Below are 23322 nucleotides of genomic sequence, written 5' to 3'. Positions count from 1 at the left end.
CACAGAGGTCAACGATGGGTTGGTTGCAATCGCGACGTCTGCGCTATGGCGTGGGCGCGGCAGGTTTGGCGTTTTTGTTGTTTGCCACGCTCCGGCTGGTGTTTGTCCTCGGTTTTTCCGGCGTTGATCTCAATGAATTTGCCGACAACCCGCAATGGCTGCAGACCCTCGGCATCGGTTTGCGTTTCGACCTGCGTCTGGCGGTGTTGCTGATGTTGCCGTTGGCGGTGCTCGCATGGCTGCCGCGCTGGAACCTGACGCGGTTGCCATGGCTGCGCGGTGTCGCACGGTTGTATTGGCTGCTGACGTTGGGCGTGGTCGGTTTGATTTACATCATCGACTTTGGCCATTACGCCTACCTTGGGGTGCGGATCAACGCCACGGTGCTGCGTTATCTGCAGGACGCACAGATCTCGCAGCAGATGGTCTGGGAAACCTATCCGGTGCTGTCGATTGCCCTCGGTTGGCTGGCAGTACTCGGCTTGTGGTTTTACGCATTTGTGCGCCTGGAGCGCTTGACCCTGGCGCGTGAAGCCAAGGTGATCGGGCGCACTTCGCTTGCGCTCGGAAGCGGTTTCGGGATGGTGGCGGTATTGCTCGCACTGCTCGGTCGAGTGGACAACCTCAACCTGGAAAACCCGGTGCCGCTGCGCTGGAGCGACGCGTTTTTTTCCGGTAACAGCCAAATCGCCGCCCTGGGCCTCAACCCCGTGCTGTTCCTTTATGACACGCTGAAGACCGGGCAAGCGCAGTTCGATGAAGCCAAGGTGCGCGAACATTACCCGGCGGTGGCGCGCTATCTGGGCGTCGATCAGCCAGATGCGCAGACCCTGACCTTCGTCCGTCAGCAAGGCGTGCAGCCGTACCGGGTTGCCGGCACGCCGAACGTGATGTTCGTCATGCTCGAATCGCTCGGCACCAGTGCGGTGGGTGCTTACGGCAATCCGTTGAATCCGACGCCGAACCTTGATCGACTGGCCAGCGAGAGCTGGTTCTTCAAACACTTTTACGTTCCGGTGACCGGCACGGCAAAAACCGTCTGGGCGAGCATCACTGGCGTCCCCGACGTCACGCGTCAGGAAACCGCAACCCGCCATCCGCTGATCACCCGTCAGCACACGCTGATCAACGCGTTCAGCGATTATCAGAAGCTCTACATGATCGGCGGCAACGCCGGGTGGGCAAACATCAATGCGCTGATCCAGCAAAGCATCAATGGCGTGCGCCTGTATCAGGAAAGCGATTGGCGTTCGCCACTGGTGGACGTGTGGGGGATTTCCGATCTGGACCTGTTCAAGGAAAGCGACCATATCTTGCGGGACTTGCCCAAGGACCGGCCATTCTTTGCCTACGTGCAAACCTCGGGCAACCACCGGCCGTTCACCATCCCTGAAGACAATGATGGTTTCCAGATCAGCAGTCTCACGCTGCAACAGGTGCAGGCTGCCGGATCGCGCAGTGTCGAACAGTACAACGCCGTGCGCCTGCTGGACTTCAACATTGGCAAGCTGATGGAAATGGCCAAGGCCGGCGGTTATTACGACAACACGATTTTCGTGTTCTTCGGCGATCACAACACGCGCATCAGCCAGATCCCGCACATGCCGCCGGCCTTCGAACTGCTGGGCCTTGAAAGCAACCATGTGCCGATGTTGATTCACGCGCCGGGGTTGCTCAAACCTCGGGTGATTGATGAAGCCGTGGGCCTGGCGGATCTGCTTCCGACTGTCGCGGGGATGGCCGGCATAGCGTTTACCAACGGGGCAATGGGCCGTGACGTCCAGCAGCCGGCGCCGGAAGGTGAGCGTGTGGTGCCGCTGGTGTTGCGCGAAGGAACGTTCCCGCTGATCGGCGGCGTGACCGAGGATTATCTGCTGCAAATGCAACACAACGGCAGCGCGCCGACCTTGCACGATTTGCGCTCCTCAACGCCGCTGGACAACGTCGCCGAACAAAATCCGCAGGAATTTCAACGGCTGGTGGAGCTGACCCGAGGCTTGCACGAAAGTGCGCGATTGATGTTGTACCGCAACGTGCGCTGAGGCCGGAAACTGGCGTGAGGAAAGTGTCGAGTCTAGAGTTCTTCCACGCGTATCCGCAGAGGACTCGTTATGAACAAGGACAAGCAGGAAGAAGGCACGGAGTCAGCGTCGGCGCTGATCGATCAGCGCATCGAGGCGCTGGCTGACTGGCGCGGCGACACGCTCGCGAAGATCCGTTTGATCATGCGCAAGGCTGATCCGGACGTGGTGGAAGAGTGGAAATGGCGTGTGCCGACGTGGTCGCACAGCGGGATTATCTGCACGGGTGAGACTTACAAGTCAGTGGTGAAAATGACCTTTGCCAAGGGCGCATCGCTGGCGGATCCGACGGGATTGTTCAATGCAAGCCTTGAGGGCAATACGAGGCGGGCGATTGATGTGCATAAAGACGAAGTGATTGATGAAAATGCCCTGGTGGCATTGATTCGTGAAGCGGTGAAGCTGAATACGTCGAAGCCCTCACCCTAACCCTCTCCCAGAGGGAGAGGGGACTGACCGTGGTGTTCTTTCGGGGTACGCCGACCTGAGATTTCGAGGAAAACCAAGGTTTTTAACTGCACCCGCTCAGCTCATGGCCCCAGAGGGAGAGGGGACTGGCCGTGGTGTTCTTTCGGGGTACGCCGACCTCAGATTTCGAGGGAAACCAAGGTTTTTAACTACACCCGCTTAGCTCACTGCCCTGGAGGGCGAGAGGGCTGACCGTGGTGTTCTTTCGGCGTACGCCGACCTGAGATTTCGAGGCAAACCAAGATTTAGAACTAGACCCGCTCAGCTCATGGCCCCAGAGGGAGAGGGGACTGACCGTGGTGATCTTTCGGGGTACGCCGACCTGAGATTTCGAGGGAAACCAATGTTTTTAACTACACCCGCTCAGCTCACTGCTCCAGAGGGAGAGGGGGACTGACCGTGGTGTTCTTTCGCGGTGTGCGGATACGAGATTTCGAAGCGAACTCAGGTTTTGAACTGTACTCGATCGGCTCCCTTTCCCCCTCTCCCTGAGGGAGAGGGCTGGGGTGAGGGGGTAAATTCAACAAACACCACAAATCTCAGTTGCCGTCTGCCACTTTGCGTTCGATCTCGTCGACCTTGCGCTGCAACGTTTCGGCATCCTGCTCTTTGACGCGGGTTGAAGTGGGGGTGATCACCTCGTCCACCGCCCGGGTGTCATTGTCCCTGTCCTCAAGATCGCGCTCGACGACGTTCACCGGTTTCCCGGAAGTGTCGGTGGCTGGGGCGTTCGGGGTTTTGTCATCATTGCTGTTCATATCGTTGACCTCCAGTGGTGTAAACATTGGAGGTGCCGCTGCGGCGAGCGTTCGATTTTTCTACAGAACGATGCATCACCCCATGCGGCTCTCGCTTCTGTAGGAGCAAAGCTTGCTCGCGAAGACGTTGTTTCAGTCACCAAACAAGCTGACCAAACCTGCGCCATCGCGAGCAAGTTTTGCTCCTGCAAGCCTATGCCTGTAGGAGCTGTCGTTTGCGTGGCTTCAGTCTTTGAGGATGTCGCGATCCTTGGTTTCCGGCAGGAAGAATATGCCGAGTACCGCGGTCATCACTGCGATCACGATCGGATACCACAGCCCGTAGTAAATATCGCCGGTCGCCGCGACCATGGCGAACGCCACCGTCGGCAGGAATCCGCCAAACCAGCCGTTGCCGATGTGATACGGCAGCGACATCGAGGTGTAGCGGATGCGGGTCGGGAACAGTTCAACCAGCCAGGCGGCAATCGGGCCATAGACCATGGTCACGTAGATCACCAGGATGGTCAGCATGAGCAGCACCATCGGGTAATTGATTTTCGCCGGATCGGCTTTTTCCGGATAACCGGCGTCCTTGAGTGCCGTGCCGAGGGTCGCGGTGAAGGCGTCGTTGCGGGTCTTGAAGTCGGCGGCGGGCAGGGCGCTGCCCTCGAAGCTTTCGACGACTTTGTCGCCGATGCGCACTTGCGCGACGGTGCCCGGTTCGGCGATCACGTTTTCATATGGGATCGCCCGTTTCGCCAGCAGAGTTTTCGCCAGGTCGCAGGAACTGGTGAATTTGGCCTTGCCCACGGGGTCGAACTGGAACGAGCACTGATCGGGATTGGCGATCACCTTCACCGGGTTTTTCTCCTGAGCGATGAACACGTCAGGATTGCCGTACTGGGTCAGCGCATGGAAGATCGGAAAGTAGGTCAGCGCCGCCAGAATGCAGCCCGCCATGATTATCGGCTTGCGGCCGATACGATCCGAAAGACTGCCGAAAATCACGAAGAACGGCGTACCGATCAGCAGCGATCCGGCGATCAGCAAATTGGCGGTTTGCGGGTCGATCTTCAACGTCTGCAACAGAAAGAACAGCGCATAGAACTGCCCGGTGTACCAGACCACAGCTTGCCCGGCAGTGCCGCCGAGCAACGACATGATCACCACCTTAAGGTTGTCCCAGCGAGCAAAGGACTCGGTCAGCGGCGCCTTGGATGTCTTGCCTTCGGCCTTCATCTTCTGGAATGCCGGCGACTCGCTCAATTGCAGGCGGATGTACACCGAGACGATCAGTAGCAGAATCGACAACAGAAACGGAATCCGCCAGCCCCAGGCTTCAAACGCTTCGGTGCCCAGCGCGGTGCGGCAGGCGAGGATCACCAGTAGCGAGAGAAACAGGCCGAGGGTCGCGGTGGTCTGAATCCATGAGGTGAAAAAGCCACGTTTGCCGGGTGGTGCGTGTTCGGCGACGTAAGTGGCCGCGCCACCGTACTCACCGCCCAGCGCCAGGCCTTGCAGCAAGCGCAGGGTGATCAGGATGACCGGTGCCGCGACGCCGATGGTCGCGTAACCGGGCAGCAAACCCACTACGGCGGTCGAGATCCCCATGATCACGATGGTGATCAGGAACGTGTGTTTGCGCCCGATCATATCGCCGAGGCGGCCGAACACGATCGCGCCGAACGGCCGCACCGCGAATCCCGCTGCGAAGGCGAGCAGGGCGAAGATAAACGCTGTGGTTTCGTTGACGCCGGCAAAGAAATGCTTGGCGATGATCGCCGCCAGTGAGCCGTAGAGGTAAAAGTCGTACCACTCGAACACCGTGCCCAGGGACGAGGCGAAGATGACCTTGCGCTCCTCCTTGGTGATGCCGCCGCTGCGGGGTGGACTGCCTGAGGATGCTGTGGAAATTGTGGCCATGGGTGTTCTCCGTCGTGCTTATTGTTGTGGGCCGGAGTCCCCCGTTACTGCTTATCGCACTCTGGCCTTGGGCAAATGCCGCCATTGCTCTCGCGTGAAACTTTCACCGTCTGACGGCCTCGCATGGCTGCAAGGTTCTCTAAAGCATAATCAGCTTCTGCGGGATATCCACTCGGCGTCCTGCGGGCACGGTCGATTAAAGATCGCTCGCCGACGGCCGATAGCTGCCGACCAGCCCAATTCAGAATCCACTTTTCAGGGAAGATGCCCATGAATGCTTCATTGCAGAGCGCTGCCGCGCAAATCCGTCAGGCCGTCCGGGTCGCCACTGAAGGTCTGGTGGGACGTGAACAGTTGGCCGAACTGATCGTGCTGGCAGCGGTGGCGCAGGAGCATATTTTGGTCATCGGCCCGCCAGGCACGGCTAAAAGTGCTGTGGTGCGGCGCGTGGCGCAGTCGATGGGTGGGCGTTATTTCGAGTACTTGCTGGGGCGCTTCACCGAGCCTTCGGAGCTGTTTGGCGCGGTCGACCTGAAAAAGCTTCGCGAAGGCACGGTTGAAACCGACGTCAGCGGCATGCTGCCGGAAGCCGACATCGTCTTTCTCGACGAGGTGTTCCTCGGTTCGACGGCCATCCTCAATACCTTGCTCGGCGTGCTCAACGAGCGCCGCTTCCGCCGTGGCCACACGCAGATCCAGTGCCCGCTGCGGGTTTGCGTCGGCGCCTCCAATGGTCTGCCGGATGATGAAGCACTGGCGGCATTCGGCGACCGTTTCCTGCTGCACCTGTTTGTCGAGTCGGTGCCGGACAATCAGCTCGAAGCGATGCTGGCCGGCGGCTGGCAATCCGAGCAGCACCCGGTTCAGCAGTTGCTGGGCCTGAGCCAACTGGACACCCTCGGCCAGGCCTTGAAAAACGTCGACCTGACGGCCGTTCGCCCGGCACTGGCTCAGGCCATTCGCCGCCTGCGCGAGGCCGGCATTCAGTTGTCGGATCGACGCATCGTCAAATCGCAACGGCTGATCGCCGCAGCGGCATTGCTCGGCGGACGTCTGGAGGCCAGCGACGCGGACCTGTGGCCGCTGCTGTATGTGCTGCCGACCAAGGAAACCCAACAGCATGGCCGCGAAGTGCTGCGCGAGATCTTCGCGCAGTCCAGCAATAGCCATTTGTTCAGTGCAGTGGAAGAGGCGACCCTGCAGCCGATGTCGCGTGTCAGCCGCCTGGTGGAAACCGCCGAGGACTATCTGGCGCGCAGTGAGCCACCGGCCAGTGCTCTGCTGGAAGGCTTGCTGCGGGAGATTGACGCCAACTTCAATGACATGACGATTCCGGCGTCGTTGCAGGCTGTGCGTGGTCAGGTCGCCCGTCTGTTGACGTCGGCCGCATGAGTGGTAACGCGATGGGCTGGGCCTGGCGACCTCGGCAGGCGCCTGCCGCACCGCAGGCGGCTGTGGCGTGGGGCGACGTCGCGCGACGTCTGCATGCACGACTGCTGCTGATTCCCGAAGAACAGGCATCGCGCCTGCACGCCACGGCCAATCGTGATGTGTTACTGGTGGCCGGTGCGGCGGCGGATCTGCCGTGGGTCGACGGCGTGGCGTATGCAGCGATGGACGATCGTGCGCCGGGCTTGTGGTTGCCCACCAGTTGGGAACCCGATGTGCCGAGCGACCTGTTGGGTCAGGCGTTAGCCAAAAAATTCTCTCGCACGCCGCTGCTGCTGTGGCGTGATCCACCGGCCGTGGTGCCCCTCGACCGGCAATTGCCGGTGACCGCGCAGCATTTGCAGCGGATCAATGCTTACTGGACGGGGCGCTGATGCAATTACCGGACTCCCTGCAACCCTGGCGTGAATGGCTGGAATGGTTTGCCCCGGAACAACTGCCGCTGTTTGCCGATCTGCTCGGTCGGCTGAACCCGATGCTGGGCCCTTTGCGCGGTCTGCAACAGGGCGGTGTGCCTGAGCCGGATGGCCTGGGTGACTTGCAGCGGCGCGGGCCTTATGAGCGCTTGCTCTCCAGTGAATGGCTGCTGGCCGATGAAGTGCCCGACGAGTTTCTGCGTCGGGCGGTAGTGGGCGAACATATGTTCCTCGCGCCGCAGTATCGCGCCCAACAGGCCAGCCGCCTGATTGTCGTACTGTTCGATGCCGGGCCCCTGCAATTGGGCAGCGCACGCCTGGTACACATGGCGCTGCTGATCCTTTTGGCCCGTCGTGCCAAAGAGGCTGGCGCCGAACTGCGTTGGGGGATTTTGCAGCACGAACCGCTGCTGCACGAGCTCGACTCGGTGGCGCAACTCAAGCGCCTGCTCAGTGCGCGAACCTTTACCACCGTCAACGACGCGCATTGGCAGACGTGGCGGCAATCGCTGCAAAACGAGCCTATGCCCGTCGGCGAGTGTTGGCTGGTGGGGCAACGTTTGCCCGTGACTGACCGGCACACCTGTACACATCGGGTGCAGGTGTCGCGCAGCCTTGAAGGGCAAAGTTTGTCGGTGCAGATGCAGGCCGGTGAAACCCGGCGTGTGAGCCTGCCGATTCCGGACGAGCGCTTGGCGGTGCAACTGCTCAAAGGCCATTTTGAAGGCGAAGTCGTGCAGGCCGCGCCGTCCGCCAAAGGGCTCGTGCCGCGTGTCTCGCTGACGTTGCAGCCGGTGATTTCGAGTGCCGGTACGCACGTCGCCCTGAAGATGCTCGATGAGCCCGGCATGGTGGTCATCAAGTTGCCGGCGCAGAACCAGAAAAAGTCCTTGGAAGTGCGCCGCAACCTCTGGAGCGCCTGCCGCACACCGCTGACGGTGCTGTTCGTCGGGCGTGCAATCGGCGCTGTCCTGAGTGACCAGTTACAACTGTCGTTCTGGAATATCCCTGGTCTGAATCCGGTCGATAAACCGAGTTTGGAAGAATTGAAGCTGCCGCCGGGTACGGCTAATTTCCTTCCCGCCGTAGGTTTGCACGGTCACTTCGCCAACCGCTTGTACCTGCTCGATACTCAAGGGCACCTGGCCTTTTGGGTGGTGGAAAAAGAGAAACACACCGCGACGCCTGCACCCCGGGGCACCCAGCGCTTGGCGGCAGGGGTGATGGCGATGGCCAAAGTGTCTGGCGACGCCATGGCCTATGTGCGCCGCGAAGGTGATCGGCTGTATGCCTACTCGATCAACTCGAACTCCGGTGACAGCAACGCTGCGCATGTGGTGGGGATTGCCGAGGGCGTCACCCAGGTGCTGTTTGCCGCCAGTTACCGGTGGCGCAACGGCTTTGGCGGCTGCGCGTTGCTCACCGTAAAAAATGAATGTGAAAGTTGGCGGGTAGTGTCGGTCAAGGGGGCGCCGTTCGAAAATCAGCGGATCGATCTGGCCCGAGGCTGGAAGGGCATCGGTTTGCTGCAAGAGGATGACGAGGACTACTCGTTGCTGTTGATCAGCCCTGGTCAGCAAGCCATCGCTCTGCACTACGGTGACGACCATGAAACCCTGTTCACCACCAGCGCGGTGATTGCCAAGGTCAGCTTCTGCCCGTTGAGCGGTCTGGTTGCGGTACTGACCAGTGCGCGTGAATTGTTGGTGTACTCGGTGCCCAAACGGCTGATGCGCTTGCAGGTGTTTTGTAATGAACAACCGGAAAACAAGGACAGCAGCGATGCTTGAACTGGACGCTGCACTGATCCGCCGCCCGCTGTTGACCGGCCACCAGCACATTGAAGGGCTGTGGTTTGCCGCCGAGCGCTTCACGCCTGACGAGCGCGCAAAGCTGATTCTCGAACAATGGCAAACCGGCGCCAGCGCCTACCGTTTTGCCGACGGCGATCTGTTGCGCTTACGCCAGCCGGTGGCGGTGCAGTGCGAGGACATGCTCGGCTGGCCGTTGATTCGCCAAGGCAATGTGCTGTGTTCCGCTGTGCTCGACCCACAGGAAGTGCGCAACCTGCCCACCGCCGACCTCTGGCTGGTGCGCGGCAGCCACGTCAGTGCCCGGCATTTACGCGATGCCGTGGCATTGGCACCAGGTGACTGGCTCGACATCAACGGCCTGACCTTGCTCGACACCTATGACTGTCGCAACGTGCTGCCGGAGCCAGTGCTTGAGCCCGTGGCCGTGGTCACCGACGTCCGGGAAATTCTCGGCGACGCGTTGCGTCCGGTCAGCCCAGAGCAGGCGCAGGTCATGAAAGCGTTGCTGGAACGTCAGCAAAATGCGTCGAAGGTGCCGCCCCCTCAGGCAAATACGACGCAGAACAGCACCTGGACGCAGACGCCAGGCACTTCCTTGCCGTGGCTGAAACTCAGCGTAACGCTGGTGATTCTGGTGGCGCTGTTCTGGATGGGGTCGCAAGGCGAGAAAACCGGCATGCAGCGCATGACCATGCCCGACACTCCATCGACGTCGGTGCAAATCGGCGGCGTGGTGGTGAGCACATTGATCGGCGGGATCGCCCTGACCCTGTTGCTGGCAGGGTTGCGCCATGTGTTGCGCCGGCCGGTGCCGGTGCAGCCTTCGGCTCCCCGTGCCGCCGAACCCGGCATCGAGGCCCGCGCCACACCGGCCAAAACCAAGCCGTCGCGCTGGCGGCGCTGGGTGACGCGCCTGACTGAAAACTCGCGTCTGTCGGCACTGTATGGCAAGCGTCAGGCCGCCTACATGCGGCGCATGCTCGAAATGTTCGAGGACGGCAACTTCGAAGAGGCGCTGCGTCACGCGATTCCATTGGGCAGCGAGCAGAGCAGCGGCGAGCAATCATTCGGTACGCCGCAGCGACGTCAGGATCTGATGATCGACCACAGCCGTGGGCCCACGCGTTCGATCAGGTTCGAACACGACATGGAAGCGCATCTGCGATTGATCTACCGGCAGACCTTTGAGCGCCTCGATCGCGCGGGTCGCATCGAGGAAGCGGTCTTCGTGCTCGCCGAGCTGCTAAAGGTGCGTCAGGAGTCGCTCGACTATCTGGAGAAGCACGGACGCCTGCAACAAGCCGCCGACCTCGCGCTGGCCTGGGATATGCCGTCCGCGATGATCGTGCGTCTGTTGTGTCTGGCCGATAACTGGCAGCGTGCCTTGTTGGTTGCCCGACGTGACGACGCGTTTGCGGCCGCCGTGACATTGCTGCAAGGCAAGTGGCCGGAGAGCGCCGACCGTTTGCGTCTGGAATGGGCCGAATCACTGACCCGCAAGGGCCTCTGGCTGCAAGCCGTCGAAGTGATCTGGCCGCTGCGTGCGGAGCGCGAGCGCGCCGCCCAGTGGCTGCTGGATGCCGAAGCAGCGGGCGGCACGCTGGCGTTGGGTGCATTGGTCAAACGGGCGGCGTTGTTGCCCGATACCTTGCAGGCGTATGCCGAGTGGGTCGAGCAACTGCGCGATGATCCGGCGCGTCACGCCGAGCGCGCGGCATTGGCGGAGATTTTGTTGCAGCACAAGACGCACGTGAATGCCCTGGCATGGCTGGCCGCAGCCATGGTGCACGCGGTGCTGGCGGACCAAAACGACGGCCATGGGCGCTTGTCGCAACTGCAATTGCAGGCACTCGTCAGCATGAGCAAGGACAAACTGTTGCAGGCCGATCTGCCGGGAGCGTTGCCGACACTCGCCGCGAAGGTGCCGCTGTCGAAGGTGGCTGAGCCACTGGAATGGACAGCTCCGTTCATGGGCAACCGCAAGATTCTCGACGCGGTGCCGCTGGAGGATGGGCGTTATTTACTCGCGTTGGGCGAGGCGGGGGCGGTGGTCATCGATGCGCACGGCCAGACCCAGTGCCATTTCCCGGTGCCGGCACACAACATCGTCCTGGCCCATGACCGACAGGTCGTGCTGGTGTTGGCCCGGCGCGATGATGTCTGGCGCATCAGCAAGCTCGATCTGGTCACGCGCAGCGCGACGGATCTGGGTGTGCAGATGTTCGATGTATTTGCCCGGTCATTCGATGGCCTGACCTGGACCATCGGCCGCGGTCGGCAGGTGCGGGTAGTCGATGTCGATCATGGATTCGAAACGCTGTGGCATGTCAGCGATTTGCCGGGTCAGGTCTGCGGCATGAGAGATGATGCGCAAAACGAACTGGTGTGGCTGACTCACCCGGACCAAGGCTTGTATCTGTGGCATTACCGCTTGCCCGAGCGTCGATTGATCACTCGGGATTTGATGCCGGCCGTGCCAGTGGGCAGCTTCCAGGTGCTCGACACTGATGGTCGTCTACTCGGCGCACAACTGAAACTGGCCGACAATGAAGACCCTGTGTTGGTGGTGGAGTGGATCGGCGGACGCAAGGGCTATCGATTGCCGGGGCTGGATGGCGAAGAATTCGATTCGCTTGATGTGTATTTGCATGGCCAATGGATGCTGATTCGTTACTTGATCAACGATCAGGAGATGCGCTGGCATTTCATTCATCGCGGCAGCGACCAACTCTGCGCCACGTTGCAATGGCCTTTGCACGGTGCGCAGGTGCGCTGTGTCGGCGCCGATTACTTGCTCTTCGATCACCATGGGCGCTTCAGTCATATCAACGTCGACACGGCCACCCAACACAACCTCTCGCTGAACTGACCGGGCCGGGCCGGGCCGCCTACGCTTTAACCCAGCGCTGGCGGCTCCACGCACTCAACCAGTCAACCACGAACACCAGCACCAGCATCGCCAGGATCACTGTGCTGGCCTGGGCTTCCTGAAACAGGCTCAGGCTCACATACAACATTTGCCCCAAGCCGCCAGCGCCGACAAAACCGAGCACGCTGGCCATGCGGATGTTGTTTTCCCAGCGATACAGAATGTAAGCGAGCAATTGCGGCGCAAGGTTCGGCAGGGTGCCGTAGCAGAAGGCGAGAACCGGATTGCCACCCTGCAAGCGAATGGCTTCGGCCGGTTGTGGCGGGGTGTTTTCCAGTGCTTCGGCGAACAAACGCCCAAGTACGCCTGTGGTGTGCAGGGCGAGGGCGAGGGTGCCGGCATTCGGGCCGAGCCCGGCGGCGAGCACCATCAGCGCCGCCCAGACCAGTTCCGGAATCGCCCGCAGACCATTGAGCAGCAGCCGCGCGAGGCTTTGCAGTGGCCAGCCGAAACGCCCGGCGGCAGGCAGGGCAATGACGATGCCGAATCCCGCCGCGAGCAGTGTGCCGAGGGCCGACATGGCCAGCGTTTCCATCGAACCATGGAAGATCGCTTTCAGGTAATCGGCGCTCAAGTCCGGGCTGAGAAAACGCTGCACATACGCGCTCATCTGTTTCAGGCTGGTGGCGCTGCCCAGCTCACCGAGGTCCAGCCCCAGATAGCTGAAGGACGCGATGACGGCCACGCCAATGGCGGCGATCAGCAGCAGGTTGATCAGGCGATTCATGTCAGCCTCCAGCGCAGCAAACGGCTGAGTTGATCGGCGCCCAAGACCAGAATCAGAAAGGCCAACAGAATACTGGCGACTTCACCGCCAGCGAACATACGGATCGACAGGTCAATCTGCTGGCCGAGCCCACCGGCACCGACAAAACCCATCACCACCGAAGCACGAATCGCGCATTCCCAGCGATAGACCGTGTACGACAGCAGTTCCGCCGCGACATTGGGCAGCGTGCCGTAAGCAAACGCCGCCAGTCGACCACTGCCGGCCTGCAGCAATGCGTGCGCCGGGCGCTGATTGGTCGACTCGAAAATCTCCGCGTAGACCTTACCGAGCATGCCGCTGTAGGTGATCGCAATGGCCAGCACACCCGCAGCCGGGCCAAGGCCAACGGCACGCACAAACAACAGCGCCCAGACGATTTCCGGCACGCTGCGCAGAAAGATCAGCAAACCGCGCACCGGCCAGCGCAGCAGACGGCCCAATCGACTGGGCACGCCGCCCCTGGACGCCGCGGACAGCGAAAGCGCTCGACTGGCAATCAGGCTGGCCGGTATCGCCAACAACAGCGCCAACGCCATGCCGGCCGTGGCGATGGCCAGGGTCTGCAGGGTGGCTTTGAGCAGTAACTGGAGAAAGGCTTCGTCGTGCGCCGGTGGCCAGAATTGCGCGACAAAACGGCCCATTTCGTTCTGGCTGTCGGGCAGCAGCACGCCCAGGTTCAGTTCGCTGAGCTGGATGCCCGGCACCAGCAAAGCAATCGCCAACAACGTCAGCAGTAATCTTGGCCATGCGGCCGGATCCCGTGAATCGGCCTTCAGCATCGTGGAATCTGCACAGTCAAAGGGGCCACCGCAGCGGTCGGCGATTGCAGTTTTTCGTTGGCGTACAGCGCATCGAGCATCTCGGGGCTGACGTGATCGGACGGGCTGTCGAACAGAATCTGCCCGTCACGCAAACCGATGATGCGCGGGAAGTGCGACAGCGCCAGATCCACCGCGTGCAGGCTCGCCACCAGCGTGACGTTGTGCTCGCGCGCATGGCGCGACAGGATCGACAGTGTGTGCGCGGCCATGACCGGGTCCATCGCCGACACCGGTTCGTCGGCCAACAGAATTTCCGGTGCCTGATACAACACGCGGGCGATGCCCACACGCTGCAACTGGCCGCCGGACAATTGCTGGCAATGGGCGAACAGTTTGTCGCCCAGATCCAGCCGCGCCAATGCCGCGCGTGCGCCCGATACGTCGAGCGGATGCAACAGATTCAGCAGGCTTTTGCCCAGACTCCACTGGCCCAGTTTCCCGGCCAGCACCGCGGTGACCACGCGCTGGCGCGGCGGCAGCGGTGGTGCCTGATGCACCAGGCCGATTCGGGCACGCAGACGTTGCCGTTGACGCGCGGACAAGTGCCAGGCGCGCTCACCCAGCACTTCGATGTCACCGCTGCTGGGCCGCAGGGCCGTGGCCAGCAGGTTGAGCAGACTCGATTTGCCGGCCCCGGACGGGCCGATGATGGCGACCTGTTCGCCAGCGCCAATCTGTAAGTCGACGCCGCGCAGGGCGTCGACTCCATTGGCGTGGCGCAGGCTGCCCTGGTTGAGGCGTAGGGTCATTTCAGCAGGTCGGCGGCGCGGGCGGCTTCCTCGATGCCCTTGTAGTTCTCAGGCTTGGTGTCGATGAAGCGGCTGGCCGCTTGCAGGTCGAGGATCTTCTTCTGCTCAGGGTTGGCCGGGTCGAGATCGAGGAAGGCTTTCTTGATCTTCGCCGCCAGCGCCGGATCGAGCGTGCCGCGCACTGTCCAGTTGTAATCGAAGTAGGTCGGGGTGGTGGCGAAGACTTTGACCTTGGTGGTGTCGACTTTGCCGGCATCGACCAGTTTCTGCCAGACACTGGCGTTGAGTACACCGGCATCGACCTTGCCGGCCTGCACCCAAGCCACGGTGGCGTCATGGGCGCCGGAGTAGGCGACGCGGCTGAAATAGGCTTCAGGCTTGATGCCGTCGTTTTTCAGCATGAAATAGCGCGGCATCAGGCTGCCCGAAGTCGACGACACGGAGCCGAAGGCGAAAGTCTTGCCTTTCAGATCGGCGAGGCTATGCACATTCGGGTCGGCGGTGATGAATTTGCTGGTGAACTGCGCATCCTGTTCACGCTGCACCAGCGGGATCACCGGAGTCGTGGCATCGGTCTTCAAGCGTGCCTGCACAAACGTGAAGCCGCCGAGCCAGGCCATGTCCAGGCGATCGGTCGCCAGCGCTTCAACCACTGCCGGGTAATCGGCCACCGGCACAAACTGCACCTTCATGCCCAATTGCTGTTCCAGATAGGCACCCAGCGGTTCGAACTTGCGCAGCAGTTCGGTCGGCGCTTCATCGGGAATCGCGCTGACCCGCAATACATCGGCGGCCTGTGCCACCAGCGCAGAAAAGGACAGGGCCAGGCCGGCGGTCAGTGCCAGGGTTCGCTTGAGCATAGAAATCTCCATTTCATCGGCGTGAAAATAGGTGAAGAGCTGAAAAAGGGCGCTACGTGAGGGTAGACGAATCGGCGAGTTTATACGTACTCATGCGTACAAAGGCCAGCGCCATCAGGTGTGCGCGGTTAAAAGCGCTCGTCGAGTATGGCTGGGAGGGAAATCGTTCGGGCGTGTGCGAGAAACGCCCGTCAATGTGTCTCCAGCGTTGCCCAAGCCTTCGATAAAAGCTCTGCCCAAGCCTTTGCTGGCACCCACCACCAAAATCTTCATTGATCGTCTCCATGATCAGATTGCTGATGGTCGAGCATGCAAACAAACGACCGCTGAAATGGCAAACGAATGGGTGTATCCGAATATTTACGAACGGTCTGTCATGTTCAAGTCGATTCTTTCCTGGGTATCAAGGTCGATAAGCGCTCGCAGCGCTGCGAAGATCGGTTCGGCACTGGTGTGTTTTTTGCCGTAAGTCAGATTGAAGTGGTAGTCGAAATCCACCGGGTTCAAGCCCTGAGTGTGTTGCAGCAGGGTCTCCAGCTTGTCCAGTGCCTTGACCGCTTTGGCCTCGGCAGAACGGGCGTTTTCGTAGTCGTCCCACAACGCGAGAATTTCGCTTCTCAGGGCATCATCGAGCGAGTCGGTGAGCAGCAGAAGGTCGATGCGCTCTTGTTCGCTTTTGTCGGGAAATGCGTCCTGAACGACTGCCGGGATGTCGCCATTGATAGCTTCGCCCAAGTCGTGAATCACGCACATCTTGAGAACCTTCAGCAGGTCGAGCCCGGCCAGCTCATCGGCAAAGACAATTGCCATCAGGCATAGGCGCCAGCTGTGTTCGGCAGTGCTTTCGGTGCGGCCGCCAGAGGTGTGCGCACTCCTCAGGACGTCCTTGAGCTTTTCTGCTTCACGGAGGAATTCAAGGCGTCGGCTGATTTTTTCGAGGTCCATACACGTACCCGGTGGTGGAACAGAGTCACAAGCCTAGAGCCGATGCGCTTGAGCGTCCACGCATAAAGTATGCGTTCAGAGCGTCTCGACCAGCCGCGCAAATGTACCGTCGGACAGTGGAATACGTGTCCAGCGGCACAGGCTCTGGCGGATCGGTACGAGGTCGGAGTCGTTGCTGCCGGTGACAAATTCCAGCGCCGGCGCTACCTGGAGTTCACGCCAGCCCAGTGTGTCGAGCGCCCGTTCATTGCGGGCAATTTCCGCGGTCGCGAAGCGCCACAGTGATCGCCCGAGCAATTGGCTCAACGGACTGGCGAATTGCGCGGCACGGGCAGCAGAGCAGGCCAGCAAACGGTGGGTCAGGTCGCAGACCAGATGCACCGGTCGTGTGCTTTCGCTCACCAGCCGGGCGAGGGCTTGATCGGCGGCTGTATCGAGACGGGCGGCGAGCAGTTGCTCCAGCTGTCGATACGCTACCGGGTCAATCGCCTGAATACCGCTTTCCCAACGGGAAATGGTCGATTGGGTGACGTTGAACATCTCGCCAGCGTGGCTTTGCTTTACGCGATGCAACAAGCGCCAACGACGCAGGGCGATGCCGGGTAGAGCGGGTTTGAGCAATGGATCAGCCATGGGGGATGTCGAGAGAGATTGAAGGGCCAACACTTTGAAGACTGCCGGCCCGCGCTGCAAATCGACCTGACGATCAGGCTGCTTCAGGAAGCTTGGCGATCACCTTGATCTCGACATCAAAGCCATACAGCCAGGTCACGCCCACAGCGGTCGCGGTCGGATGCGGCGCATCGCCCCAGAACTCCGTCAGCACGATATTCCAGATGGTTTCGAACTTCGATTGCGGATCGACAATGAACACGGTCACATCGACCACGTCGTCGAAGCTGCAGCCAGCTTCGTCGAGGATCGCATTCAGGTTGCTGAAGGCTCGCCGGACCTGGGTTGGCAGATCGGGCTCGGGTGAGCCGTCCTCGGTGCTGCCGACTTGCCCCGAAACGAAAAGAAAGCCATTCGAACGTACCGCGGGCGAGTAGCGATGACGCTCGTAAAGCGCTCGCCGGGCCGGTGGGAAAACAACATCGCGCTGAGTCATGGGGTGCCTCCATCATTTGAGTTGATGAGGCCACTTTAGGTATTTGCAGTCGGGCGATAAACGCGCAAGCTTGGCGTTCACTGTTTGTAAAAACCAAACAATCAAGGGGCGAGTGTGGATCGTTTCGATGCAATGCAGGCTTTTGCGCGGGTGGTCGAGGCGGGGAGTTTCACCAAAGCCGCAGAAACCTTGCACATGAGCAAGACCACCGTGACCCAGCTGGTTCAGCAGTTGGAAGCGCGGCTGCGAGTCAAATTGCTCAACCGCACCACGCGCAAGGTCAATGTCACCGCCGATGGCGCGGCCTATTACCAACGGGTGATCCGGTTACTGGCCGACCTCGACGATGCCGAAACCAGCCTGCCCGGCGCGGCGGCATTGCCCAGCGGTCGACTGCGCGTTGACGTACCGAGCCCGCTGGCGCGGTTGATCCTGATTCCCGCATTGCCCGAATTTCACGTGCGTTATCCGCACATTCAGATCGACATGGGCGTCAGCGACCGCATCGTCGATATCATCGATGAGAACGTCGATTGCGTGGTGCGAGGCGGCGAGTTGCTGGATCAGTCATTGATGGCGCGCAAGATCGCCGATCTTCAGTTGGGTGTGTTTGCTGCACCGGCTTACCTGGTTCGCGAGGGCACGCCGGCGCATCCCCGAGAACTGGAAGACTCCCATCACCGCGTGGTCGGTTTCCTCTGGGCTCGCACCGGCAAACCCGTGCCGTACGCCTTGCACCGCGCCGGCGAAAACCTGCACATCAAAGGTCGTCATGTGTTGGCGGTCGACGATGGTAATGCTTACCTCGCGGCAGGGCTGGCCGGTATGGGCGTGCTGTGGCTGCCCAAGTACATGTCAGCCGTTCACCAGGCTCAGGGTGAACTGGTCCCGCTGTTCGAAGACTGGCAACTCGATCCGATGCCACTTTACGTGGCGTACCCGCCGAACCGCCATGTCAGCCTCAAACTGCGCGTGTTCATTGACTGGATTGTCGAGGTCATGGCGCAGCACGCTCCGGTTATTGATCGCTCAGGTTACTGAGCAACCACTCGCTGAAACGGCGTGCCATTGGATCATGCTCACTGTCGCGATGGGTCAGCAGCGCCCAGTTCGGCCCGCGGATAGTGTCCTCGACCAGCGGCTGCAACAGGCCCTCAGCCCGCGCCTGACGGCTGAGCAGTCGACTGACCAGGGCGATGCCAAGCCCGGCGCTGGCGGCTTCTAGCAGCAACCCGGGATCGGAGAAATTCAAGCCCTGATCCTGTTGGCCGACATCGATTCCGGCTTCCACCGCCCAGTGGCTCCAGTCCATTTCGCGCTCGCCGTGCAGGGTGGTGCGTTGCGTCACGGGCAGCGCCAAAACCCGTGGATGACAGGCCGGGTAGAGGCGGTCGGCATGCAGCACTTTGAAGCTGCATTCGGCCTGGGAACTGATGTCGTCACGTACCGCCAGATCAATCGTCTGGGTGGTCATGTCCGGCACTTCATCGGTGCTGTAAATCCACAGATCGACCTCGGGATGCTGCGCGCGAAAATCTGCCAATCGAGGCAACAACCAATGCCGAGCGAATGCTGGCGTCGTGTTGAGCACCAGTTGATTGGGCTTCTGATACTGCCCCAACCGACGAATCCCCACCGCCAATTGCTGCAGCATCGCTTGCGTGGTGCTGAGCAAATCGTTGCCGGCATCGGTGAGTGCCACGCTGCGACCGTTGCGGAAAAACAGCGGTTGTTCCAGATACGCCTCAAGGCTGCGGATCTGCTGACTGATCGCCGACTGCGTGAGGTGCAACTCACCGGCGGCTTTGTGAAAACTGCCCAGTCGCGCGGCCGCTTCGAAGCCGCGCAGAGAGCTGAGCGGCGGCCAGTGTTTAAGCATATCGATAAGCTCCTCTAATCAGTTATCCGCAAAATCCATCGTTTGTCTGCTGGATTTACGGCTCGTAGCATGAGCGCTCTGAACACAGCAGCTTAACTTACGAGGCTTATCATGCAGTACAACGACAATAAAAACAGCGGATGGATGATGCCGGCCGAGTGGGTCACCCACGCCGCAACGTGGATGGTCTGGCCGCACAACGAGGCTCTGTGGGGGTCGGTTTGGGGCGTGACCCTGGCGCAGGTGCAGGAAGATTTCGCTCGCGTCGCCAACGCTATCGCCCGATTCGAACCGGTGAAACTGGTCGTCGATCCGTCGGCGGTCGCCAGCGCCAAAGCGTTGTGCGGGCCGAACATCGAGCTGATTCCGTTGGCGGTCAACGACAGTTGGTTCCGTGACTCCGGCCCAAGCTTTGTCTGCCACCCGCAACAAGGCCTGGCCGGCGTCAGCTGGCGCTTCAATGCCTGGGGCGGCAAGTCGGCCCATGATCTGGACGAAAGCGTGGCGCGCCGCGCGCTCAATCACTTGGGCCTGGAATGCTTCGGCACGCCGTTGAGCAACGAGGGCGGGGCGATCCATGTCGACGGCGAAGGCACGTTGATCACCACTGAATCGGTGTTGCTCAACCCCAATCGCAACCCGGGCGTAAGCAAAGCCGAGATGGAAGAAATCTTCAGCCGACTGCTCGGCGTGAAAAAAACCATCTGGCTGCCGGGCGATCCGGATTACGTCACTGGCGACGTCACGGACGGCCACGTCGACGGCGTCTGCGCCTTCGCCCGTCCGGGTGTGTTGTTGGTCGATGCGACTCACGATCACAGCTCGGTGTATGCCGAAGTGGCACGGGAAAACCGTCGCGCGCTGGAACTGGCAACCGATGCCCATGGCCGCAAGTTCGAGCTGATCGAACTGTACGAAGCCTCCGAGGCGGTGGACACCGAAGCCCAAGTGTTTTGCGCTTCGTACACCAATTTCTACATCGCAAACGGCGCGATCATCATGCCGGCGTACGGCATCGAGGCAGACAACGTTGCGGTGAAAGTGCTGGAGCAAGCCTTCCCCGGTCGTGAAGTGGTGCCGGTGCGGATCAATCATCTGGCGCATGGTGGCGGCGGGGTGCATTGCATCACCCAGCAACAGCCAGCCTGGCCGCTGGAGGGTTGAGCGATGACGTTATTGACCATTGCCACTACGCAAATGCCCTGCACCTGGGATTTACCCGGCAATCTCGATCAGGCCGAACGTCTGGTGCGGGAGGCTGCGGAGAAGGGCGCGCAAGTCATCCTGTTGCAGGAATTGTTCGCCACGCCGTACTTCTGCATCGAACAAAGCCATAAGCACATGGCGCTGGCCGAGGAGTATCGCGACAGCCGCGTACTCGCTCGCTTCGCTGCGCTGGCCCGGGAGTTGGGTGTGGTGCTGCCGCTGAGCTGGTTCGAAAAGGCCGGCAACGCCTACTTCAATTCGCTGGCCGTGGCCGATGCCGATGGGCGCCTGTCGGGTGTGTATCGCAAGACCCACATCCCCAACGCCATCGGTTATCAGGAGAAGGAATACTTCAGCCCCGGTGACAGCGGTTTCAAAGTCTGGGACACCGCGTTCGGGCGCCTCGGCGTCGGTATCTGCTGGGATCAGTGGTTCCCCGAAACGGCGCGTTGCCTGGCCTTGATGGGCGCTGAAGTGTTGCTCTATCCCACCGCGATCGGTTCGGAACCTGGCTGCGCGGCGCTGGATTCACGCGACCATTGGCAGATGACCATGCGCGGCCACGCCGCCGCCAATCTGCTGCCGGTGGTGGCGTCGAATCGAGTGGGCCGAGAAGTCGCGACCACCGATCCAGATCTGCACATGAGCTTCTACGGCTCGTCGTTCATCTGCGATCACAAAGGCAAATTGCTCGCCGAAGCCGACCGCGACAGCACCGGCGTGCTGCTGCACAGCCTCGATCTGGCAGCCATGCGCGAAGAGCGTTTGAGCTGGGGCATCTACCGCGATCGACGTCCGGAAATGTATGGGCCGCTGCTGAGTCAGGACGGTCGCCACCTTCATGCACGCTGGAACACTCAAGGGGTTTGATTATGGTTACCCACCACAAACGCTTGCTCGGCGCGATAGGCCTGGCACTGACCTGCTTCATGCCGTCGTCGCATGCCGAAGACAAAACCCTGCGGCTGTACAACTGGGCCGATTATTTCGCCGAAGACACCCTGAGCCGTTTCACCGCCGAAACCGGGATCAAAGTGATCTACGACGTTCTGGATGGCAGCGAAACGTTAGAGGCGAAAATGCTCTCCGGCGGCAGCGGCTATGACCTGATTTTTCCCGGCGACACGGTGGCCGAGCGCTTGATGCGCGCCGGCAGCCTGATGCCGCTGGATCAATCGAAGTTGACGGCAATGGACGACATCGAACCCGGTTTGCAGAAACTGCGCAGCCACTACGAGCATTCTCAAAAAGCCACAGTGCCCTATACCTGGGGCACCATCGGCCTGACCTACAACGAAGAGCAGATCAAACAGCGCATGGCCGATGCGCCGGTCAACAGTCTGGACATGCTGTTCAAGCCGGAACTGGCGGCCAAATTCGCCAACTGCGGTATCTCCGTGATCGACTCGCCGGATGAAGTGCTGGCCGTCGTGCTCAATTACCTCGGCCGCGATCCGCGCAGCGCCAAACCGGCAGATCTGGCCGCAGCCAGTGATTTGCTGATGAAACTGCGCCCCTACATCCGCAAATTTCAGTCGCAACCGGTGACCGATCTGGTCAACGGCAACCTTTGCCTGTCCCTCGGTTACAGCGGCGACATGACCCAGGCGCAGCGCACCTCCGACAGCGCCGGCAAGCACACGAAATTTCAGTATCGAGTGCCCCGCGAAGGCACGACGATATGGATGGACACCATGGCCATTCCGGTAGACGCCAAACACCCGGAATACGCCTACGCGTTCATCAACTTCGTCATGCGTCCGGAGAACATGGCCGCGATCAGTAATGCCACCGGTTACCCGACGTCCAGCGCCAGGGCGCGGGCGGGCGTCGATGCGGTGATGCGCGACAACCCGGACATCTATCTTGATGAAGCGACCTATTCTCGATTGATTGCGGGCAAGGACATTTCCCAGGCCGACATGCGTGCCCGCATGCGCACCTGGACCAAATTCAAAACCGCCACTGGCCAATGATCCACGGCCGGCGAGCCATCGCCGGCCCTCACCGATATTCAGGAAAAGCACCCATGACGACTCGTCGCGATTTCATTAAACAGGCCTCGGTGGTTGCCGGTGTCAGTGCCGCGGTCATGAGCCTTGGCCTGTCGCCGCGCACAGTGCTCGCGGCTGCACAGGAACGCTGGTTCATGCCCGACGAGGGTGACAAACACGAGCGAGCCTATATCGCCTTCGGCGCGCAGGATGCGATCTGGGAAGACTTCACCGAAGACGTCCAGGAAGCCCTCGGTCGCATCGCTCGGGCCATTGCTCGTTATGAGCCGATCACCGTGTTCTGCCGCAAGAACGAGCGGAGTCTCGCCGAAGAGTTTTGCGGCACCCGCAACATCACCTACGTGACTGCAGCGCTGGACGACATCTGGATGCGTGACATCAGCGCCAATTTCGTCATCGACGACAAGGGCGGGCTGGGTGCCGTGGATTTCAACTTCAGCGGTTGGGGCAACAAACAGCAGCACAGCAAAGACGCGAAAATCGCCGCACTGGTGTCTGCCGATGCGCAAGCGACTTATCAGCGCAGCGAACTGGTGGGCGAGGGCGGCGGTATCGAAGTCGATGGCCATGGCACCGGAATCATGACCGAAAGCAGCTGGATCAATAGCAACCGCAACCCCGACTGGAGCAAGGCTGATGTCGAGGCAGAATTGAAGGAGCGCTTGGGTCTGCGCAAAATCATCTGGCTGCCGGGGATCAAGAACAAAGACATCACCGACGCCCACGTCGATTTCTACGCACGCTTCATCAAACCGGGCGTGGTGATCGCCAACCTCGACACCGACCCGGAGTCCTACGATCACAAGGTAACGCTGGCGCACCTGGAGATTCTCAAAAACGCCACTGACGCTGATGGCCGCAAGCTGCAGATACATACGATCTCGCCGCCGCTCAAACCGCGCACCACCAAATTCAACAAGAACAACCCGGACTTCGCCGCCGGTTACATCAATTATTTCGTGATCAACGGCGCGATCATCGCCCCGGAGTTCGGCGACAAAGCGGCGGACCAAAAGGCCTTTGATCTGCTGGCCAAGCTGTATCCGGATCGTGAAATCGTCCAGCTCAACATCGATGCGATTGCGGCGGGTGGCGGCGGGATTCACTGTGTGACCAGTCACCAGCCACAGGCGTGATTGACTCTGCGGCG

At 60.7% G+C, this 23322-nt stretch carries 21 protein-coding genes and 1 pseudogene; 11 read left to right on the top strand and 11 right to left on the bottom strand.

Annotated elements, in window-relative coordinates; all coding sequences use genetic code 11:
* Nucleotides 1–14 precede the first annotated feature (14 nt).
* Both JFT81_RS03615 and JFT81_RS03610 read left to right on the top strand, forming a co-directional pair.
* Nucleotides 15–2042 (top strand): alkaline phosphatase family protein, encoded by a 2028-nt coding sequence (locus tag JFT81_RS03615; RefSeq protein WP_201226146.1) that lies wholly within the window; start codon nt 15–17, stop codon nt 2040–2042.
* A 69-nt stretch (nt 2043–2111) separates the two neighbouring features.
* Nucleotides 2112–2510 (top strand): DUF1801 domain-containing protein, encoded by a 399-nt coding sequence (locus tag JFT81_RS03610; protein ID WP_201226145.1) that lies wholly within the window; start codon nt 2112–2114, stop codon nt 2508–2510.
* 578 nt (nt 2511–3088) lie between these two features.
* Here the strand turns inward: JFT81_RS03610 and JFT81_RS03605 are convergent.
* Both JFT81_RS03605 and JFT81_RS03600 read right to left on the bottom strand, forming a co-directional pair.
* On the bottom strand, nt 3089–3307 hold the full coding sequence (locus JFT81_RS03605) for a hypothetical protein (RefSeq protein ID WP_201204212.1): 219 nt from the start codon (nt 3305–3307) through the stop codon (nt 3089–3091).
* A gap of 225 nt (nt 3308–3532) precedes the next feature.
* Nucleotides 3533–5212 (bottom strand): MFS transporter, encoded by a 1680-nt coding sequence (locus tag JFT81_RS03600; protein ID WP_201226144.1) that lies wholly within the window; start codon nt 5210–5212, stop codon nt 3533–3535.
* A gap of 270 nt (nt 5213–5482) precedes the next feature.
* On the opposite strand from JFT81_RS03600, the gene JFT81_RS03595 reads away from it, so the two are divergent.
* Genes JFT81_RS03595 through JFT81_RS03580 form a run of 4 tightly spaced genes read left to right on the top strand, consistent with a single transcriptional unit; the run spans nt 5483 to nt 11760 of the window.
* Complete coding sequence (locus JFT81_RS03595; RefSeq protein WP_201226143.1) at nt 5483–6604, top strand: AAA family ATPase; 1122 nt, start codon at nt 5483–5485, stop codon at nt 6602–6604.
* Nucleotides 6601–7035 carry a hypothetical protein gene (locus JFT81_RS03590; protein ID WP_201226142.1) on the top strand — a complete coding sequence of 145 codons (435 nt, stop codon included), beginning with the start codon at nt 6601–6603 and terminating at the stop codon, nt 7033–7035. Before JFT81_RS03595 ends, JFT81_RS03590 begins: the two co-directional genes overlap by 4 nt.
* Complete coding sequence (locus JFT81_RS03585; protein ID WP_201226141.1) at nt 7035–8867, top strand: hypothetical protein; 1833 nt, start codon at nt 7035–7037, stop codon at nt 8865–8867. The genes JFT81_RS03590 and JFT81_RS03585 overlap by 1 nt, the downstream gene beginning before the upstream one ends.
* Nucleotides 8860–11760: a bpX6 domain-containing protein gene (locus tag JFT81_RS03580; RefSeq protein WP_201226140.1), complete on the top strand. Its 2901-nt coding sequence runs from the start codon at nt 8860–8862 to the stop codon at nt 11758–11760. The genes JFT81_RS03585 and JFT81_RS03580 overlap by 8 nt, the downstream gene beginning before the upstream one ends.
* 19 nt (nt 11761–11779) lie before the next feature.
* On the opposite strand, the gene phnE is transcribed toward JFT81_RS03580, so the two are convergent.
* The 8 genes and pseudogenes from phnE to JFT81_RS03545 form a co-directional block, all read right to left on the bottom strand.
* On the bottom strand, nt 11780–12547 hold the full coding sequence (gene phnE / locus JFT81_RS03575) for a phosphonate ABC transporter, permease protein PhnE (RefSeq protein ID WP_201204207.1): 768 nt from the start codon (nt 12545–12547) through the stop codon (nt 11780–11782).
* Nucleotides 12544–13368, bottom strand: coding sequence for an ABC transporter permease subunit (locus tag JFT81_RS03570; protein ID WP_201226139.1), 825 nt, complete (start codon nt 13366–13368; stop codon nt 12544–12546). The genes phnE and JFT81_RS03570 overlap by 4 nt, the downstream gene beginning before the upstream one ends.
* Nucleotides 13362–14159 (bottom strand): ATP-binding cassette domain-containing protein, encoded by a 798-nt coding sequence (locus JFT81_RS03565; RefSeq protein WP_201226138.1) that lies wholly within the window; start codon nt 14157–14159, stop codon nt 13362–13364. The genes JFT81_RS03570 and JFT81_RS03565 overlap by 7 nt, the downstream gene beginning before the upstream one ends.
* Nucleotides 14156–15019 (bottom strand): putative selenate ABC transporter substrate-binding protein, encoded by an 864-nt coding sequence (locus JFT81_RS03560; RefSeq protein WP_201226137.1) that lies wholly within the window; start codon nt 15017–15019, stop codon nt 14156–14158. The genes JFT81_RS03565 and JFT81_RS03560 overlap by 4 nt, the downstream gene beginning before the upstream one ends.
* Before the next feature lie 165 nt (nt 15020–15184).
* Nucleotides 15185–15292, bottom strand: a pseudogene (locus JFT81_RS29380) (SDR family NAD(P)-dependent oxidoreductase); the annotation flags it as partial.
* 87 nt (nt 15293–15379) lie between these two features.
* Nucleotides 15380–15964 carry an HD domain-containing protein gene (locus JFT81_RS03555; protein WP_201226136.1) on the bottom strand — a complete coding sequence of 195 codons (585 nt, stop codon included), beginning with the start codon at nt 15962–15964 and terminating at the stop codon, nt 15380–15382.
* Between the two features lie 75 nt (nt 15965–16039).
* Nucleotides 16040–16597: a helix-turn-helix transcriptional regulator gene (locus tag JFT81_RS03550; protein ID WP_201226135.1), complete on the bottom strand. Its 558-nt coding sequence runs from the start codon at nt 16595–16597 to the stop codon at nt 16040–16042.
* A gap of 73 nt (nt 16598–16670) precedes the next feature.
* Nucleotides 16671–17072 carry a RidA family protein gene (locus JFT81_RS03545; protein WP_201204194.1) on the bottom strand — a complete coding sequence of 134 codons (402 nt, stop codon included), beginning with the start codon at nt 17070–17072 and terminating at the stop codon, nt 16671–16673.
* A gap of 114 nt (nt 17073–17186) precedes the next feature.
* Here JFT81_RS03545 and JFT81_RS03540 point away from each other — a divergent pair, with 114 nt between their 5' ends.
* Complete coding sequence (locus tag JFT81_RS03540) at nt 17187–18113, top strand: LysR family transcriptional regulator (protein WP_201226134.1); 927 nt, start codon at nt 17187–17189, stop codon at nt 18111–18113.
* Here JFT81_RS03540 and JFT81_RS03535 read toward each other — a convergent pair.
* Complete coding sequence (locus JFT81_RS03535; protein ID WP_201226133.1) at nt 18091–18951, bottom strand: LysR substrate-binding domain-containing protein; 861 nt, start codon at nt 18949–18951, stop codon at nt 18091–18093. The two genes, JFT81_RS03540 and JFT81_RS03535, sit on opposite strands and share 23 nt — an antisense overlap.
* A gap of 111 nt (nt 18952–19062) precedes the next feature.
* On the opposite strand from JFT81_RS03535, the gene JFT81_RS03530 reads away from it, so the two are divergent.
* Genes JFT81_RS03530 through JFT81_RS03515 form a run of 4 tightly spaced genes read left to right on the top strand, consistent with a single transcriptional unit; the run spans nt 19063 to nt 23308 of the window.
* Nucleotides 19063–20115: an agmatine deiminase family protein gene (locus JFT81_RS03530; protein ID WP_201226132.1), complete on the top strand. Its 1053-nt coding sequence runs from the start codon at nt 19063–19065 to the stop codon at nt 20113–20115.
* A gap of 3 nt (nt 20116–20118) precedes the next feature.
* Complete coding sequence (aguB, locus tag JFT81_RS03525; RefSeq protein WP_201226131.1) at nt 20119–21027, top strand: N-carbamoylputrescine amidase; 909 nt, start codon at nt 20119–20121, stop codon at nt 21025–21027.
* Between the two features lie 2 nt (nt 21028–21029).
* On the top strand, nt 21030–22133 hold the full coding sequence (locus JFT81_RS03520; protein ID WP_201226130.1) for an extracellular solute-binding protein: 1104 nt from the start codon (nt 21030–21032) through the stop codon (nt 22131–22133).
* A gap of 53 nt (nt 22134–22186) precedes the next feature.
* Entirely contained in the window at nt 22187–23308 is a 1122-nt protein-coding gene (locus tag JFT81_RS03515) for an agmatine deiminase family protein (RefSeq protein WP_201226129.1), read from the top strand.
* Nucleotides 23309–23322 lie beyond the last annotated feature (14 nt).

It is taken from the genome of Pseudomonas sp. TH43, assembly GCF_016650635.1.
Lineage (GTDB): Bacteria > Pseudomonadota > Gammaproteobacteria > Pseudomonadales > Pseudomonadaceae > Aquipseudomonas.
The sequence above is the reverse complement of the archived record's forward strand: the minus strand, read 5'-3'. Positions and strand labels throughout refer to the sequence as shown.

Bases quoted from the DNA above. Each gene is read 5' to 3' on its own strand.
- JFT81_RS03555 (WP_201226136.1), bottom strand. From the start codon at position 15,964: ATGGACCTCGAAAAAATCAGCCGACGCCTTGAATTCCTCCGTGAAGCA.
- JFT81_RS03610 (WP_201226145.1), top strand. From the start codon at position 2,112: ATGAACAAGGACAAGCAGGAAGAAGGCACGGAGTCAGCGTCGGCGCTG.
- JFT81_RS03590 (WP_201226142.1), top strand. From the start codon at position 6,601: ATGAGTGGTAACGCGATGGGCTGGGCCTGGCGACCTCGGCAGGCGCCT.
- JFT81_RS03615 (WP_201226146.1), top strand. From the start codon at position 15: ATGGGTTGGTTGCAATCGCGACGTCTGCGCTATGGCGTGGGCGCGGCA.
- JFT81_RS03530 (WP_201226132.1), top strand. From the start codon at position 19,063: ATGCAGTACAACGACAATAAAAACAGCGGATGGATGATGCCGGCCGAG.
- JFT81_RS03535 (WP_201226133.1), bottom strand. From the start codon at position 18,951: ATGCTTAAACACTGGCCGCCGCTCAGCTCTCTGCGCGGCTTCGAAGCG.
- JFT81_RS03545 (WP_201204194.1), bottom strand. From the start codon at position 17,072: ATGACTCAGCGCGATGTTGTTTTCCCACCGGCCCGGCGAGCGCTTTAC.
- aguB (WP_201226131.1), top strand. From the start codon at position 20,119: ATGACGTTATTGACCATTGCCACTACGCAAATGCCCTGCACCTGGGAT.
- JFT81_RS03560 (WP_201226137.1), bottom strand. From the start codon at position 15,019: ATGCTCAAGCGAACCCTGGCACTGACCGCCGGCCTGGCCCTGTCCTTT.
- JFT81_RS03585 (WP_201226141.1), top strand. From the start codon at position 7,035: ATGCAATTACCGGACTCCCTGCAACCCTGGCGTGAATGGCTGGAATGG.
- JFT81_RS03605 (WP_201204212.1), bottom strand. From the start codon at position 3,307: ATGAACAGCAATGATGACAAAACCCCGAACGCCCCAGCCACCGACACT.
- JFT81_RS03565 (WP_201226138.1), bottom strand. From the start codon at position 14,159: ATGACCCTACGCCTCAACCAGGGCAGCCTGCGCCACGCCAATGGAGTC.
- JFT81_RS03520 (WP_201226130.1), top strand. From the start codon at position 21,030: ATGGTTACCCACCACAAACGCTTGCTCGGCGCGATAGGCCTGGCACTG.
- JFT81_RS03600 (WP_201226144.1), bottom strand. From the start codon at position 5,212: ATGGCCACAATTTCCACAGCATCCTCAGGCAGTCCACCCCGCAGCGGC.
- JFT81_RS03595 (WP_201226143.1), top strand. From the start codon at position 5,483: ATGAATGCTTCATTGCAGAGCGCTGCCGCGCAAATCCGTCAGGCCGTC.
- JFT81_RS03580 (WP_201226140.1), top strand. From the start codon at position 8,860: ATGCTTGAACTGGACGCTGCACTGATCCGCCGCCCGCTGTTGACCGGC.
- JFT81_RS03515 (WP_201226129.1), top strand. From the start codon at position 22,187: ATGACGACTCGTCGCGATTTCATTAAACAGGCCTCGGTGGTTGCCGGT.
- JFT81_RS03550 (WP_201226135.1), bottom strand. From the start codon at position 16,597: ATGGCTGATCCATTGCTCAAACCCGCTCTACCCGGCATCGCCCTGCGT.
- phnE (WP_201204207.1), bottom strand. From the start codon at position 12,547: ATGAATCGCCTGATCAACCTGCTGCTGATCGCCGCCATTGGCGTGGCC.
- JFT81_RS03570 (WP_201226139.1), bottom strand. From the start codon at position 13,368: ATGCTGAAGGCCGATTCACGGGATCCGGCCGCATGGCCAAGATTACTG.